General features: G+C 69.9%; 14 protein-coding genes and 1 tRNA gene. 13 read left to right on the top strand and 2 right to left on the bottom strand.

Going from position 1 to position 14,277, the window contains the following annotated elements; translation table 11 throughout:
* The 11 genes from ACFVJX_RS23350 to ACFVJX_RS23400 form a co-directional block, all read left to right on the top strand.
* On the top strand, window positions 1-433 hold a 433-nt coding region (locus ACFVJX_RS23350; RefSeq protein WP_385745586.1), incomplete at its 5' end, for an acetyl-CoA carboxylase biotin carboxyl carrier protein.
* A gap of 46 nt (window positions 434-479) precedes the next feature.
* Entirely contained in the window at window positions 480-1,844 is a 1,365-nt protein-coding gene (accC, locus tag ACFVJX_RS23355; protein WP_384129546.1) for an acetyl-CoA carboxylase biotin carboxylase subunit, read from the top strand.
* Between the two features lie 26 nt (window positions 1,845-1,870).
* Window positions 1,871-2,860, top strand: coding sequence for a hypothetical protein (locus ACFVJX_RS23360; RefSeq protein WP_384129544.1), 990 nt, complete (start codon window positions 1,871-1,873; stop codon window positions 2,858-2,860).
* Window positions 2,861-2,971: 111 nt separating this feature from the next.
* Window positions 2,972-3,445, top strand: coding sequence for a hypothetical protein (locus ACFVJX_RS23365; RefSeq protein WP_384129541.1), 474 nt, complete (start codon window positions 2,972-2,974; stop codon window positions 3,443-3,445).
* Window positions 3,442-3,747, top strand: a complete 306-nt coding sequence (locus tag ACFVJX_RS23370; RefSeq protein WP_384129538.1) for a hypothetical protein — start codon at window positions 3,442-3,444, stop codon at window positions 3,745-3,747. The genes ACFVJX_RS23365 and ACFVJX_RS23370 overlap by 4 nt, the downstream gene beginning before the upstream one ends.
* On the top strand, window positions 3,744-4,676 hold the full coding sequence (locus ACFVJX_RS23375; protein WP_384129535.1) for a transporter substrate-binding domain-containing protein: 933 nt from the start codon (window positions 3,744-3,746) through the stop codon (window positions 4,674-4,676). The genes ACFVJX_RS23370 and ACFVJX_RS23375 overlap by 4 nt, the downstream gene beginning before the upstream one ends.
* Before the next feature lie 227 nt (window positions 4,677-4,903).
* On the top strand, window positions 4,904-5,962 hold the full coding sequence (locus ACFVJX_RS23380) for an aspartate-semialdehyde dehydrogenase (RefSeq protein ID WP_384129532.1): 1,059 nt from the start codon (window positions 4,904-4,906) through the stop codon (window positions 5,960-5,962).
* Window positions 5,959-7,083 carry an aspartate kinase gene (locus ACFVJX_RS23385; protein WP_384129529.1) on the top strand — a complete coding sequence of 375 codons (1,125 nt, stop codon included), beginning with the start codon at window positions 5,959-5,961 and terminating at the stop codon, window positions 7,081-7,083. The genes ACFVJX_RS23380 and ACFVJX_RS23385 overlap by 4 nt, the downstream gene beginning before the upstream one ends.
* 4 nt (window positions 7,084-7,087) lie before the next feature.
* Window positions 7,088-8,119: a TauD/TfdA family dioxygenase gene (locus tag ACFVJX_RS23390; protein WP_384129526.1), complete on the top strand. Its 1,032-nt coding sequence runs from the start codon at window positions 7,088-7,090 to the stop codon at window positions 8,117-8,119.
* A gap of 486 nt (window positions 8,120-8,605) precedes the next feature.
* Window positions 8,606-9,652, top strand: coding sequence for a LuxR C-terminal-related transcriptional regulator (locus ACFVJX_RS23395; RefSeq protein WP_384129524.1), 1,047 nt, complete (start codon window positions 8,606-8,608; stop codon window positions 9,650-9,652).
* 109 nt (window positions 9,653-9,761) lie between these two features.
* On the top strand, window positions 9,762-10,667 hold the full coding sequence (locus tag ACFVJX_RS23400) for a LysR family transcriptional regulator (protein ID WP_384129521.1): 906 nt from the start codon (window positions 9,762-9,764) through the stop codon (window positions 10,665-10,667).
* Window positions 10,668-11,548: 881 nt separating this feature from the next.
* On the opposite strand, the gene ACFVJX_RS23405 is transcribed toward ACFVJX_RS23400, so the two are convergent.
* Complete coding sequence (locus ACFVJX_RS23405) at window positions 11,549-12,040, bottom strand: hypothetical protein (RefSeq protein ID WP_384129518.1); 492 nt, start codon at window positions 12,038-12,040, stop codon at window positions 11,549-11,551.
* A 376-nt stretch (window positions 12,041-12,416) separates the two neighbouring features.
* Window positions 12,417-12,488: transfer RNA gene (locus tag ACFVJX_RS23410), tRNA-Arg, on the bottom strand.
* Between the two features lie 228 nt (window positions 12,489-12,716).
* Between ACFVJX_RS23410 and ACFVJX_RS23415 the strand changes: the two genes are divergently transcribed.
* Together ACFVJX_RS23415 and nrtL are read left to right on the top strand one after the other, a co-directional pair.
* A complete protein-coding gene (locus ACFVJX_RS23415; RefSeq protein ID WP_384129515.1) occupies window positions 12,717-13,130 on the top strand; it encodes a response regulator in 414 nt (137 codons plus the stop codon).
* Window positions 13,131-13,185: 55 nt separating this feature from the next.
* Entirely contained in the window at window positions 13,186-14,259 is a 1,074-nt protein-coding gene (gene nrtL, locus ACFVJX_RS23420) for an ArgS-related anticodon-binding protein NrtL (protein WP_384129512.1), read from the top strand.
* The last annotated feature ends 18 nt before the right edge of the window (window positions 14,260-14,277 follow it).

Genomic DNA, 14,277 nt, shown 5'->3' on the forward strand with positions numbered 1-14,277 from the left:
ACCGCCCCGCCCCCTGCGGCGCAGCCCCCGGCGGGCCGGCGGGAACATTGTGTACCTCGTGCGTGAGCCGTCCACTCCCGCCGCGCCTGCGGCCCCGCTCGCCCCCGCCGCCCCGCTCGCCCCCGCCGCCCCGGCCGCGCCCGCCGCCGCAGCGCCCGAGGCCCCCGCCGAGGACGCGCCGCCGGCCGGTCTGGTGAAGGTCACCGCGCCCCTGGTCGGCACGTACTACCAGGCGTCCTCGCCCGGCTCCGAGGCGTTCGTGAAGGTCGGCGACATCGTCGAACCCGGCCACCAGCTGGCCATCATCGAAGCGATGAAGCTGCTCAACTCCATCACCGCCGAGGTCAAGGGCCGGGTCCACGCGATCCACGCCCAGGACGGCGAGGTCGTCGAGTACGCCCAGCCGCTCTTCGACCTCGTCCCCGTCGACTGAGAGCGTCCGCACGCTCCGAGAACCCGGCCCACAGGAGGACCGAGACGTGTTCGACAAGGTACTCATCGCCAATCGCGGCGAGATCGCGCTGCGGATCATCCGTACCTGCCGCGACCTGGGGGTGCGCACAGTGGCCGTGTACTCCACCCCCGACGCGGACGCCCAGTTCGTCAGGGCCGCCGACGAGGCCGTGCACATCGGCCCCGGCGCGCCCGCCCGGAGCTATCTGCACATCCCCAACATCATCGGCGCCGCCGTCAGGACCGGCGCCCAGGCCATCCACCCCGGCTACGGATTCCTCTCCGAGGACCCGTACTTCGCCGAGATATGCGCCGACGACGGCATCACGTTCATCGGCCCGCCGCCGGACGTCATGGAGAACGTCGGCGACAAGGCCACCGCCCGCCGGCTGATGACGGAGGCCGGACTTCCGCTGCTGCCCGGCACCGTCGAACCCGTCGACTCCGTCGAGGCCGCGGAGGCCGTCGCGAACGAGATCGGCTACCCGGTGATCATCAAGGCCGCGGCGGGCGGGGGAGGCCGCGGCATCACCGTCGTACGCCGTCCGCAGGACCTGCGCGACGCCTATGTCGCCACCCGGGCCAGCGCCCAGGCCGTCTTCCGTAACAGCGCCGTCTACATGGAGCGCTATCTGGAGAAGACCCGGCACATCGAGATCCAGGTCGTCTGCGACGACTTCGACGGCGCCGTCCACCTCGGCGAGCGCGACTGCTCGGTGCAGCGCCGCCACCAGAAGCTCATCGAGGAGTCGCCCTCCGCCGCCGTCCCGCCCGAACTGCGCGCCCGGCTCGGCGAAGCGGCGCTGGCCGGAGCGCGTGCGGTCGGCTACCGGGGGGCGGGAACGGTGGAGTTCCTCCTGGAGACCGGCCCGGACGCGGCCGAGGACGCGTTCTGGTTCATGGAGATGAACGCCCGCATCCAGGTGGAGCACCCGGTCACCGAACTCGTCACAGGCGTCGACCTGGTGAGCGAGCAGCTGCGGGTCGCCTCCGGCAGCCCGCTCTCCGTCAAGCAGGAGGACATCGAGATCCGCGGGCACGCCATCGAGTGCCGCATCAACGCGGAGGACCCGGCCCGCTCCTTCGCCCCCACCCCCGGAACGCTGGAGACCTACCGCGTCCCCGGCGGCCCCTGGGTCCGCGTCGACACGGACTACGTCCCCGGCGCCAGGGTCAGCCCGTACTACGACTCGATGATCGGCAAGCTCATCGTCTGGGGGCCGGACCGCGCGGCCTGCATCGAGCGCACCCAGCGGGCCCTGTCCGAGTTCGAGGTCTCCGGGCCGGGCATGCACACCACGATTCCCATGCACCAGGAGATCCTCGGCCACCCCGAATTCATCCGGGGCGACGTGTCGACCGACTTCCTGGAGCGCTGCTTCGCACTGTGAGCCCGCGCGAACCCGAGGAAGCCGACGTGCCGGAAGACGAACTCAGACCCCAGGACATCGACGTGTACCGCCGGCTGCTGGAGGCGCCGTCCCGCGCCGACGCGGCCGCCGGCGAACCCGGCCCGGGAACCGAGCAGTTCGACGAGTCCGTCGGACGGCTGCTGGCGCACCGGCTCCTCCAGGAGGACGGCCCCCACCGGTACGAGGCGATCTCGCCGAGCCTGGCCGCGGCCGAGCTGACCGCGTCACTCCAAGTGCAGGTGCACAGGCTGATGCGGCGGATCGACACGACCCGTCGCGACCTGCGCCCGCTAGGCCCCCTGTACGAGGCGCACCAGCGGCAGCGGTCGGCCGCCACCTGCACGGAGCTGCTCGTCGACGGCGAAGCCGTCCGGGAGCGGCTCACCGACCTCTCGCTGCGCGTCCAGCACAGTGTGCTCACCGCCCACCCGACCCTGGGCAACGCGCAGACCCTGCGCGCCGCGATCGACCTCGACCGCGACCTGCTCGACCGCGGGGTCCTCTACCGGACCGTCCTGCCGCACACCGCGCGCCGCCAGCGGGAGGCACTGGCCCACGTGCGGCACCTGAGCGATCTGGGGGCCCAGGTCCGCACCGCCGCGGTCATTCCCGGGCGGATGATTCTGCTCGACAGCACCTACGCGCTCGTTCCCACCGGAAAGGGAGGTGGCGGCGCGCTGTTCCGGGACCCGGCAGTGGTGGGCTTCCTGGAATTGATATTCGACCACATCTGGGACCATGCGAAGCCGGTCGACGGGGCGGGCTACGGCGCCGATGTGTTCGAGGACATCGAACTGGCCATCCTGCGCCATCTGGAGCGCGGCCGCTCCGACGAATTCATGTCCCGTCGCCTGGGCATCTCCACCCGCACCCTGCGCCGCTACCTCGCCGGGATGTGCGACAAGCTCGACGTCGAGACCCGTTTCCAGCTGGGCATGGCGGCCGCCCGGCTGGACCTCTTCGGGGACGGCGACGAACCGAACGGAACGGGATAGACATTCCCGATTGCCGCGTTCGGATATGTCCGACCCCCGCCCCTGGACCACTCGGTGACGCGCCACGGATGATTTCAAGTGCCACCCACCACGTCGCTACCGAGGAAATCCATGAATGGAATCGCCGCCGTCACCGGGAAACGCGTCCTCGTCTCGGGCGTATCCTCCGACGCGCACACATGGAACCTCCTCTTCCTCCAGCTGCTCCTCGAAGGGCAGGGGCACGCCGTGCGGAACCTGGGAAACCTGGTGCCCGACGCGGTGATCATCGATTCCTGCCGGGCCGAGCGGCCCGGCCTCCTGGTGGTCAGCAGCGTCAACGGCCACGGACAGCTGGACGGCCTGCGGCTGATCAGGCGGCTGCGCGCCACCCCCGGACTCGGGAGCCTGCCGGCGGTGATCGGCGGCAAACTCGGCGTCCACGGCCGGGACGACACCCGCTTCGCCGGCCGTCTCCTCGCCGCGGGCTACGACGCCGTCTTCGACGACGGCGAAGCCGGCGCGCTCGACCGCTTCGAGGCCTTCGTGCACGGTCTCGACGCGCGACCGGACGCGCTCCACGCCGTGGGGGAGGAGGCCGCATGACCACGGACCCGCGGACCGACCGCTTCTCCGCCCTCGTCGCCGCTTCCGCGCGGGGCCGCCTCGACGTTCCGTACTGCCCGCACCCGGACAACGCCAACCGCTCGCGCGCCACCATCGACCGGCACGCCATGCTGAGCCGGAGCCGGGCCGGCTCCATGCCCGTGAGTACGGCGGACATCGGCGATCCCGCGGCGGCCGCCGCCGAGGTCGACGCCAGGTCGCCGGCCAGGACGCTGTCCCACAACGAGCGGCGCTTCGACCGCGAGGAGCGGACGGGCTCCCTGCCGGCCGGTGCCTCATGACGGCCCCGTACCGCGACACCCTTGAAGCCGTACGGTCCCGGGGGGCCGTACGCGTCGCTGTCTCCCAGGGCATCCGGGGGCTCTCCCTGCGGACCGGGGACGGCCGCTGGACCGGACTGGACGCCGACATCGCGCGCGCGGTCGCCGCCGCGGTGCTCCACGACTCCGAGGCCATCGACTGGCTCCCGATGCCCGCCACCGACCGGCTCGCCGTACTGGCCGACGGCGAGGCCGACCTGACGGTGTGCAACCTGACCTGGACGATGGGCCGGGAGGCCGCCCACCCCGTGCTCTTCGCCGGAATCACCTGCTACGACGGCGAGGGCTTCCTCGTCCGCACCGCTGACGGCTCGGCGGATCCGGCGGACCTGGCGGGGCGCCGCCTGGCCGTCCACACCGGCTGCACCACCCCGGTCAACCTGGAGTCCTGGTACGGCGCCCGCGGATTGAGCGTCGAACCCGTCGGCTTCGCCGCCCCCGCCGATGCACTGGCCGCCTACGCCGGCGGTGACTGCGCCGCGTACGTGCTGGACCGCACCGCGCTCGCCGGGATCCGGGCCGGTCTGCCGGATCCGGGGGCGCACCGCATCCTGCCCGTCTCGATCTCCCGCGAGCCCATGGCGGCCGCCGTCCGGGACGACGATCCGCGCTGGTTCCGGCTGGTGCGCTGGGTGCTCCAGCTGCTGCTGTGCGCCGAGCACACGGAGGCGTCGGGTGACGGCCGGGAAGCCGCCGCGGAACTGGCCGGCCCGCACGGCCCGGCGGCCGGGCTCGACGACGGCTGGGCCGCCAGGGTGCTGGCCGCCGTCGGAACGTACGCGGACGTCTACGAACGCAATCTGGGTTCCGCGTCCGGGCTCGACGTGCCACGCGGCCCCAACGAACTCTGGACACGAGGCGGACTCCACTACGCCATCCCGCTGAACTGACCCGCCACCCGAACCGCCGCGCCCGAAACACCGTCCACACAGGAAGGAGCCGCGAGGCACATGACCACGCCGATGATCCCCGGCCCCGCACGGCTCCCGCCCGTCCGCCGGTGGAGACCGCCCCGCGAACCCGACGACGGACACCCCCGTCCCGTCCCGCCGACGCACCACCCCGCGGGACCGGCTCACGCGCCCGCAACCGTGCCCCTCCGGATCGGAGAACCCTGATGACGCTCGTCACCGACCCCACCGCCCCACGCATCGCCGTCGTCGGTGCGACAGGTGCCGTGGGCAGCACCCTCATCGAACTGATCGAGGAACGGGCGCTGGCCTACCGCGAGATCCACCTCGTCGCCTCGACGCGAAGCGCGGGCCGGCGGCTCGCGGTCGACGGCCTCTCCTACCCGGTCCAGGCACTTGAGGAGTTCGACTTCGGCCGTGCCGACATCGCCTTCTTCTCGGCCGGGACCTCGGTCAGCCGGGAGTGGGCGGGAACGGCGGCCGCGCAGGGCGCCCTGGTGATCGACAACACCAACGCCTTCCGGATGGACCCCAAGACACCGCTCGTCGTGCCCCAGGTCAACGGTCACGTACTGGAGACCCGTCCGGTCAGCGGGATGATCGCCAACCCCAACTGCTCGACCATTCCGCTGGTGCGGCTCCTCCAGTCGGTCGAGCGGCGCTGGGGGGTCCGGCAGGTGGTGACGAGCACCTACCAGGCCGCCTCCGGCCAGGGCCACCAGGGCATCGAGGAACTGCTCGAGGGCAGCGAGGTCGCGCTGCGCGACCCGGACGCCGAGCTCCCGGCGGACTCCTTCACCCCGGCCCTCGCCTTCAACGTCGTCCCCTTCATCGACGAGCTCCTGGACAGCGGATTCACCATGGAGGAGCAGAAGATGCTCCAGGAGTCCCGCAAGATCCTCGGCATCCCGCACCTGGACCTCACCGCCACCTGTGTGCGCGTCCCCGTCGTCAACTGCCACTCCGAGTCGGTCTGGGTCGAGGCGGGTTCGCCGGTGGACCGCGACGAACTGGTCACGCTGCTGAGCGCCCTGCCCGAGGTCACCGTGCACGACGCCGAGGACCGGTCGGCCTTCCCGACCCCGCTCACCGCGGGGAACCCCGACCACGTGCACGTCGGCCGGATCCGGGTGGCCCCGCACAACCCACGCGGCTTCTGGCTGTGGGTGGTGTCGGACAACCTCAGGGTGGGCGCCGCCCTGAACGCGATGCAGATCGCCGAGTACGTGCTGCGCAGCGGCTTCATGGCAGGAGGCACCCGATGAACCTGCTGACGAGGACGAACGCCCCCGTCGCCGTACTGAAGTTCGGCGGCTCCACCTTCCGTTCGCACGCCGCGTACGGCGATCTGGCGGCCGGTCTCGACGCCCGGATCCGCGCGGAGGGCCGCCCGATGGTGGTCGTGGTCAGCGCGATGCAGGGGGAGACGGAGGCCCTGCGCGAGCGCCTGCACGAGGTCAACCCGCACCCCGAGGACGCCACCGCGGCCGGCCTGCTCACCACCGGTGATCTGCTCAGCGCCCATCTGCTGGCCACCGCGCTGCACCGGGCGGGCCGCAGCGCGACGGTGCTGGCGGGCCACCAGACCGGACTGACCACCAACTCCTCCTTCCTCTGGGCGAGGGTCACCGGTACGGACCCCGCCCCGCTGCGCAGGGCGCTGGAACGGTACGAGGTCGTCGTCGTCCCCGGCGGCCAGGCGGCGGACCCCCAGGGGCGGCCGACCTGGCTGGGCAAGAACAGTTCGGACCTGTCCGCGCTCGCGCTCGCCGCCGCGGTCCGCAGCGACACCTGCGAGATCCACTCGGACGTCGACGGCATCTACACCTGCGACCCGCACCTGGTCACCGGCGCCCGGCTGCTGCCGCACGTCTCGTACAACATGGCGGCCCTGATGTCCCTGCACGGGGCGAAGGTGCTGCACCGCAGGGCCGTACAGCTCGCCCTGCGCCACCGCATCGAGATCGTGCTGCGCTACAACAGGGCGCCGTACACCGTGGGCACCAGGATCGGCACCGGTGGCGACCAGATGTCCGCGGTCGTCTTCAACCAGCGTTCCAGCGTGCTGGGTTACGGCGACGACGCCCTGGCCGACGCCGCGCACAACGCCTTCCACCTGGCGGGGATCGACACGGTCCGCCAGACGGGCGGACCACGGGTCGCGGTGGTCGGCGGCTATGTCGACCTGGAGGCCGTACAACTCGCGCACGGCGTCGAGCCGGGACGGTACCTGGGTGTGCCGGTCGCCGAGGTACGGGGCAGCAAGGTCACCGCGCACCTCGCGGAGAGCGGCGAGGACGCCCTGCACCTCGCGCAACGACTCCATGACCGGATGGACTTCCCGTTCGCCGGCCACGGACCCCAGTCCCGTCTCGTAGGAGTGTGACCGAGTGACGACCGAGATCCTCCGGGCAGCGGACCGGGACACGGCCCCGACGTACGCCGAACTGGTGCTGCCCGACGCGGTGCGCGACGCGATCGGCGCCGGACTGGCCGGGCTGCCGGACCCGGTGGCGGACATCGACCGGGCCATGACCCGGTACCACCGGATCTTCGCCGGGCTGCCCCTCGAACCGCTCCAGCGGCTACTGGACTTCGGCCGGCACATCGACACCCCGGGCGTCACCCTCGTACGCAATCTCCCGGTCGAGGAGACCCTGCCCGCCACCCCTGTGGACGGCGGGCCCGCCCGTGACAAGAGGGGATTCGTCGCCGAGGGCGTCCTGCTGGGACTGGCCGGGCTGTTGGGCGAGCCCATGGGCGTCCTCACGGAGAAGGACGGCCGGCTCGTCCACGACGTCGTCCCGGTGCCGGGCGGCGAGCGGACCCAGACCAACCAGGGATCCGCGGTCTTCCTCAACTTCCACAGCGACATCACCTATGACGCCACCGGGCGATACGACATCGCCAACCCGGACTTCCTGGTCCTCAACTGCCTGCGTGGCGACCCCTCGGGGGCGGCCGCCACGCACTACGCGGACGCCCGCGACATCTGCGGGCAGCTGAACGACGGCGCGCTGGAGACGCTGCGCAGCCCGCTGTTCCGGCTGAACGCGCCGGGCAGCTATACCCGTAGTGCCGCGGGCGGAGGACAGGTGCTGTCCGATCCCGTGCCGGTCATCAGTGGTGCGGCGGACTTTCCCGAGATCGCGATTTCGGCCAATGGTGTGCACCCGCTCACCCGCGGGGCCGAGACGGCCTTCGAGCAACTACAGGACGCGTGCCGGGCGACGGCACACACCGTGTGCCTCGAACCCGGTCAGGCTCTCCTGGTGAACAACCGCAAGGGGGTGCATGCCCGCTCGGAGTTCGTGGCCCAGCACGACGGCCGGGACCGGTGGCTGCAACGCGCTTACGTGCGGCGGAGCCTGTGGAACATACGCTACCGGGTGACCTCCGCCGACCGCCGTGTCCACTACTGACGCGGAGAGCGGAGAGAATGATTCCGTTCTTTTCACGGCCAGTGGAGAGTGTCGAAACCCGCTTCCGGGCCACCGCTCAGGACCGTGGGGCGCTGTGATGTCATGATGTGCCCTTCTGGGGTGTACGTGAATGAGATCAAGAGATTTCTCTGTTGAAAGACGAAGCAGGGTGCGCCGGCACGGTGTCCCATTTGTCATCGGCGACCGTGTTTATGTGTGCGGTTTCGTGGCTTGAACCGACCGGTGTCGAGGCCATGGCGGAGCCGAGAACTCCGAAGGCCAGCGCGGTTGCCGAGATGCTCCGGACAAGTGAATGACGGATGTTCATCATTGCGTATCCCCCTGCGCTGGTTGACTGATGTATTTTCTGGCCGCAAGAGAACCGTGCCATTTACGGAGCTCCACTTCGAGTGGCATGAACTGTCCTAGGATGGACCGGCAGCAAGTGGACAGGCAGAAGGGGCCGTATGCGGCGGGGGAGGGGCAGTGGGGGAGCGGGTACTGCTGGACAGCGTTGCTGTGGACGCCTACGCGTGGGCGTTGCGCGCGGGGGTCTTCGACGAGAAGGAGATCGCGGTCGGCCTGGGGGTCGATGCGGAAATGGTCGTGCAAGCCCGTGAAACCCTGTATGAGCTGCGGCTTCTCGGGCCGACCGGTTCCGGGGAAACCATGGTTCCGCTCAACCCCGACGTGGCCGAGGCCGAACTGATCACGCCGCTCGAGGTGTCGATCGCGCAGCGCCGACAGCAAATCGCCGGGATCCACCGGCAGTTGAGGGTCCTGGCCGAGGTCTACCGCTCGCAGGAACAGGCGGCGACCGACGATCTGCCGCCCATCCGGGTGCTGGACGACTTCGAGGAGGTGCGCCGCGAGATCGACCTGGCGCGCCGCCGCTGCACCGAGGAGCGGATCAGCCTGCAGCCCGGCGGCGGCCGCAGCGCCGAGATGCTGGAACTGGACCTGATGCAGACGCTGGAGATGCGGCGGCGCGGAATCCGCATCCGCACGCTCTACCAGCACACGGCCCGCTCCAGCCTCGCCACGCGCACCTACGTGCGGCAGATCTGCGAGGAGGGCGCGGAGGTCCGTACCGCCGAGGAACTCGCCGAACGACTCATCATCTACGACCGCAAACTGGCGTTCATACCCAAGGAGCGGACGGGAAAAGAACCTCCGGGGGCGGCCATTGTCTCCGACCCCACGCTCGTCGCGTACCTGTGCCGCTCATTTGAGTCCGTATGGCAGGGGAGCCAGCCGTTCGACGTGGGGCGGACCATTGAATACCAACAGGTCGCCGAGGATCTCCGGATGTCAATTCTGCGTCTGATGGCCATGGGCGTGAAGGACGAAGTGATCGCCCGCCGACTGGGTATGGCCACACGGACCTGCCGCCGTCATATTTCCGCAATCATGGAAGAAATTGGCGCGACGAGTCGCTTCCAGGCCGGTCTCCTGATTGGCCGTCAGGGACTGATCCCGGACGATCAGGCGGAACACCCCGCATTCGCCGGCATCGATGTGTCCGAATCATGACGACGCTTGTCCTTGATCAGACACCCCCATGTTCTGGTCTCTCCCTGCCCGGCTTGATTTCCTGGGAAAGCAGTATTGAGTACGGCGTCAGCCGAACCCAGGAGGGGCTATGGACATCCGACAGTTGGTCACGTTCCACAAGGTGGCGGCGCTGCTCAGCTTCACTCGGGCCGCATCCGAATTGAAGTACGCGCAATCCAGTGTCACGGCGCAGATCAAGGCGCTGGAGCTGTCGCTCGGAGTGGATCTGTTCGACCGCCTCGGAGGCCGTATACAACTCACCGAGGCCGGCCAGCGGCTCCTCCCGTACGCCGAACAGATGGTCACCCTCGCGGGGGAGGCACGCGGTGCGACGAGGGCGTCGGAGGAACCCTCCGGCGTCCTCACGATCGGCTCCATGGAGAGCATCACCTCCTACCGCATGCCCCCGCTGCTGGAGTTCTTCCACCACCGCTACCCGTCCCTGCAGATCGTGCTCCGCCCCAGCCTCTGCGCCGAGACCTGCCACGCGCTGCGCCAGGGCATGTTCGACATGGGCTTCCTGATGGAGGCCGAGACCCAGCACCCCGGCGTCCAGACCGAGGTGCTCGGCTCCGAACCGCTCACGGTGGTGGCCGCCCCGGACCACCCCCTGACACGGGCCGAGAAGATCACCACCGACGAACTGCGCAGGACCCAGGTCATCTCCGCCGAGGCGGGCTGCGCCTACCGCGAACTGTTCGAGGCCGAACTGAACGACGGCACGGGGGAGCCGCTGCCCTTCCTGGAATTCGGCACGATCGAGTCCATCAAGCGAGGCGTCGCCGCCGGCCTGGGCATCAGCCTGCTCCCGACGGCCACGGTGGCGGACGCCCTGGAGGCCGGGACACTGGTCAGCCTCCCCTGGAGCATCCCGTTCGAGGTGCACACCCAGATCGCCTGGCGGCGGGGCAAGAACCTGTCACGCGAGATGCGGGTCTTCGTCGACCAGACCATCCGCTTCCTCGCGGAGGAGTACGCGGGGGCGGCGGCCTGAGGGGGCCCGGCCGCCCGGGGTGACGGGAGTGCCGCGCTGAACTCCAGGCCATGGAGAGCGCGAAGGCCGACCGACGGGGAGGCGCATCCGCTCTGCTGCGGATCGGCGGCCGGACCGAGTGAGGGAGACTCCTCCTCGATGGCCCGGGCGACCATGTCCAGCTTCTTCCGTACTGGTCGAGCCGCAGAGTTCTCGGGTCGTAGCCGCAGACCATCGCGGCGCCGGAGCGTCTCGCCTTCGACTGCCTGATCGATCTCGGTAACGACCTCGACCTGTCCTCAGCTTCCGGCGGCATTTGGGCCGAGTGGATCGTGAGATGCGGCGCTTCAGCGATGCACTGGACGGACCCGACCTCATGGCTGTCGACTTCTTGGACCTGCCCGGAATTCGCTGTGAAGGTGAAGTTCGACCGGGCGTGCCATGGATCGTTGTCCGCCGGCTCCGTGCGGATGGCTTTCTGGACACACTTGACGCGGTGTGGAATCACGCGAGGGCGTAAATAGGGACCGGTCGGCCGTCGTATTGCATCGCGCCGAGCGTGAAATCCGTGATCAGTTCCCGGCTACGGGACAGCCCTTGGGTCGTACCTCTGGACACCGCACTTGCACGCCGGGGTCTGAAGTCGCGTGGGTGGGGCGTCCGCCGAATTCCGCACCATTCGCCTTGGGGATCTGCTGGTGGTCACCTGGCCGCATTCGACCACGGAGGTTGACCGGTGCCTGGTGAGCAACCCGTCTGCCGGCCCGTCGCAGCGCGTGAATCAGTCGAGCTCGACGGTGAGCGTGCGACAGGTGCCGAACTGCACCATCGCGCCCTCACCTCTCGCCGCACTCCGCCGAAGAGGGCCCGCTCCTGCCCGGGGTACGAGCTTCCGGTGCAGGTCAGGGCTGGTCACGGTCGCGTCGGACGAGTGAGTCGTACACTCCAAATTCCGGGATTTCCTCCCAGTTGAGAGAGACGTCGATTTCCCGACTCTCGCCGGAGGATTCATCTCCGGACTCAACAGTTCGATGCGCGACGCCATCGGGGGTGAAAGCATACGATTCCATATGGGTGGCGTCTGCATGCCCTCCACGTACGTCTGAATCTCCGTACTCGTACCGCCTCGCTCCGTCGAGGAAGAGCGCACCATTGACGATGGAGAATGTGTAGCGCAACTCGTCGCGACCGTACTCGTCCATGAAGACGACACCGGCGTATTCGGTCTCCCAGCGGATCTCGACACGCAACTCCGGGGAGCGCTGCCCATCGGAGACGGGGATGGCGGTATACAGCTGCCCGTTCGAGTGCCGGGCTCTGGCCTTCTTGTCGGTCAATGGGGCGACGGGGCGCTCGAGTAGCTTGTTCCAACGTTCGCAGTAGGTCCATTTCATGGTCATGGATCCTGCCCTTTCGGAATACTGATGCTTTCCTGGCGTTTGCTTCTCGGCTCACTCGAGACAGACCTAATTGGCAGGGTAGCGGGGCCGATGGTCCTCGTTGCATGCCTGTCGATGGGCGGTCGGCCGCTGAAGGCCCGCTGCCGCGACGCGTTCGTGCGATCCGAGGCGGTGATGGCGATGGGGGGCCAGGCCGCCGCCACCGCCTCCCCGAGCCGGCCGACCTGGGCGGGATGGGAAGCGGGACCGAGTCACCGCCCGTGGTCGCTGCAGGCAACGACAAAGGGTCGGACCCAGTGGTACTGGGTCCGACCCTTTGTACTCGGCACTCCATCCGGCCAGCTGCTTGATCACGCTGTCCGGACTGAAGTGCCCCCGGCAGGATTCGAACCTGCGCACCCGGCTCCGGAGGCCGATGCTCTATCCCCTGAGCTACGGGGGCGTATCGCTGTGGTGCTCTGCGACGGGTGAAACACTACCAGCTTCGACGGGGTGGCTGTGAACAGGTATTTCCGTGCCGCCGCCGTGCCGCCGCATGCGCTGCCGGGGCGGTCGCACACACATCCGGCCAACCTGTGCCGCCATCCGTCCGGGGACGGAAGTGGGCAAAACCCGGACGCAGCCACTCCGCCCCGCCTACTCTCGAAGGGTGTCAGGGGCGTGCGGCCGCGTGCTTGTTGTCGACGACAACAAGGTCATCCGGCAGTTGATCAGGGTCAATCTCGAGCTTGAGGGCTTCGAGGTCGTGACCGCGGCCGATGGTGTCGAGTGTCTGGATCTGGTGCATCGGGTCAGTCCCGATGTGATCACGCTCGATGTCGTGATGCCCCGGCTGGACGGTCTGCAGACGGCCACCAGACTGCGCTCCGATCCGCGGACCCGGCACCTTCCCGTGGCGATCATCAGCGCCTGCACGCCGTACGAGGTGGACAACGGTGTCGCGGCAGGGGTCGACGCGTTCCTCGCCAAGCCCTTCGAGCCGAGCGAGCTGGTGCGGGTGGTGCGCCAGTTGATGGAGCGCGGCCGGGCGTCGGTCCTCGACGGCAGGCAGGGGGCCGGGCGGGCGGAGAGTGCCGCCGGCTGACCGGATGGCGAAACCGGTTCGCGAAACGCCCCCCTCCCTCCCATACGCTTGTCCCGTGACCCCCGCCGATCTCTCCACGACCGTGCTGCACGCCGTGCGCCGCGCGGTGGACGAGGACGCCTTGCGTGCGCCCGTGCCCGCGCGCGTGCGAGTGGAGAGGACACGGCCCGGCGGGTGCGGCGACTACGCCAGCGCCGTCGCACTCCAGCTGGCCGGAGCCGCCGCACTGCCCGCGCGGGAGGTGGCCGAGATCCTCCGGGAGCGGATGGCCGGGGTGCCCGGGATCGGACGGGTCGAGATCACCGGGCCCGGCTTCCTGAACTTCACGCTCGACGCCCCGGCCGACGCCGCCGCGCACCGCGCGCTCCTGGACCGGGTACGGGAGCAGGGGCTGCGGTACGGGCACGGTGACGCACTCGCCGGGGCGCCGCTGCAATTCAGCCATGCCCGTGAGGTCCGGGCCGCGGTCACCGCCCACGCCGTGCGCCGGCTGGTGCGCGCGCAGGGCGCCCCCGTCCGCATCAGCTGCGACGAGGAGCCCGACCCGGACTGGGCACGGCTGGGCGTCACCGTCGACGCCCACGGGCGGCCCCCCACGCCCCTCACGGAGATACGTCCGGTCCCGGCAGGTGCCACCGCGGGCGAGCTGCTCGACCGGCTCGGGCCCGACGCCACCCGCTGGGGGCTGCTCCGGCCGGCCGGCCACGACCGGGCCCGGCTCGGCGACGAGCTCCTCGTCCAGGGGGAGATCAATCCGCTGTTCCTCGTCCGCTACGCGTACTCCCGCACCCGCGCCCTCAGCCGCGGCGCCCAGCTCCTCGGCCTCACCGGCACCCGGGAAGGCGAAGTGGAAGGGGTGGAGGCACCCGCCCTGCTCGCCGTCCTCGCCGACCACCCCACCGTGCTCGCCGCCGCCGCCCGGCACCGTGCCCCCGACCGGCTCGCCCGCCACCTCGAAGCGGTCGCGCAGGCGTTCTTCGACTTCCACGACACCGCGTCCCCGCTCCCCGTCGGGGACGAGAAACCCTCGGCCGCCCACCGCACCCGGCTCGCCATCGCCGAAGCCGCCGGGACGGTGCTGGCAGGCGGCCTGTCCCTGCTCGGCATCAGCGCGCCCCCGTACCTCTGAGAGACCCGAGAGAGCAGA

It is taken from the genome of Streptomyces sp. NPDC127177, assembly GCF_042672475.1.
Lineage (GTDB): Bacteria > Actinomycetota > Actinomycetes > Streptomycetales > Streptomycetaceae > Streptomyces.

What these genes read in the sequence shown, in the direction of transcription:
- ACFVJX_RS23365 (WP_384129541.1), top strand. Translation starts at nt 2,972, where the DNA reads ATGAATGGAATCGCCGCCGTCACCGGGAAACGCGTCCTCGTCTCGGGC.
- ACFVJX_RS23370 (WP_384129538.1), top strand. Translation starts at nt 3,442, where the DNA reads ATGACCACGGACCCGCGGACCGACCGCTTCTCCGCCCTCGTCGCCGCT.
- ACFVJX_RS23375 (WP_384129535.1), top strand. Translation starts at nt 3,744, where the DNA reads ATGACGGCCCCGTACCGCGACACCCTTGAAGCCGTACGGTCCCGGGGG.
- ACFVJX_RS23380 (WP_384129532.1), top strand. Translation starts at nt 4,904, where the DNA reads ATGACGCTCGTCACCGACCCCACCGCCCCACGCATCGCCGTCGTCGGT.
- ACFVJX_RS23385 (WP_384129529.1), top strand. Translation starts at nt 5,959, where the DNA reads ATGAACCTGCTGACGAGGACGAACGCCCCCGTCGCCGTACTGAAGTTC.
- ACFVJX_RS23400 (WP_384129521.1), top strand. Translation starts at nt 9,762, where the DNA reads ATGGACATCCGACAGTTGGTCACGTTCCACAAGGTGGCGGCGCTGCTC.
- ACFVJX_RS23405 (WP_384129518.1), bottom strand. Translation starts at nt 12,040, where the DNA reads ATGAAATGGACCTACTGCGAACGTTGGAACAAGCTACTCGAGCGCCCC.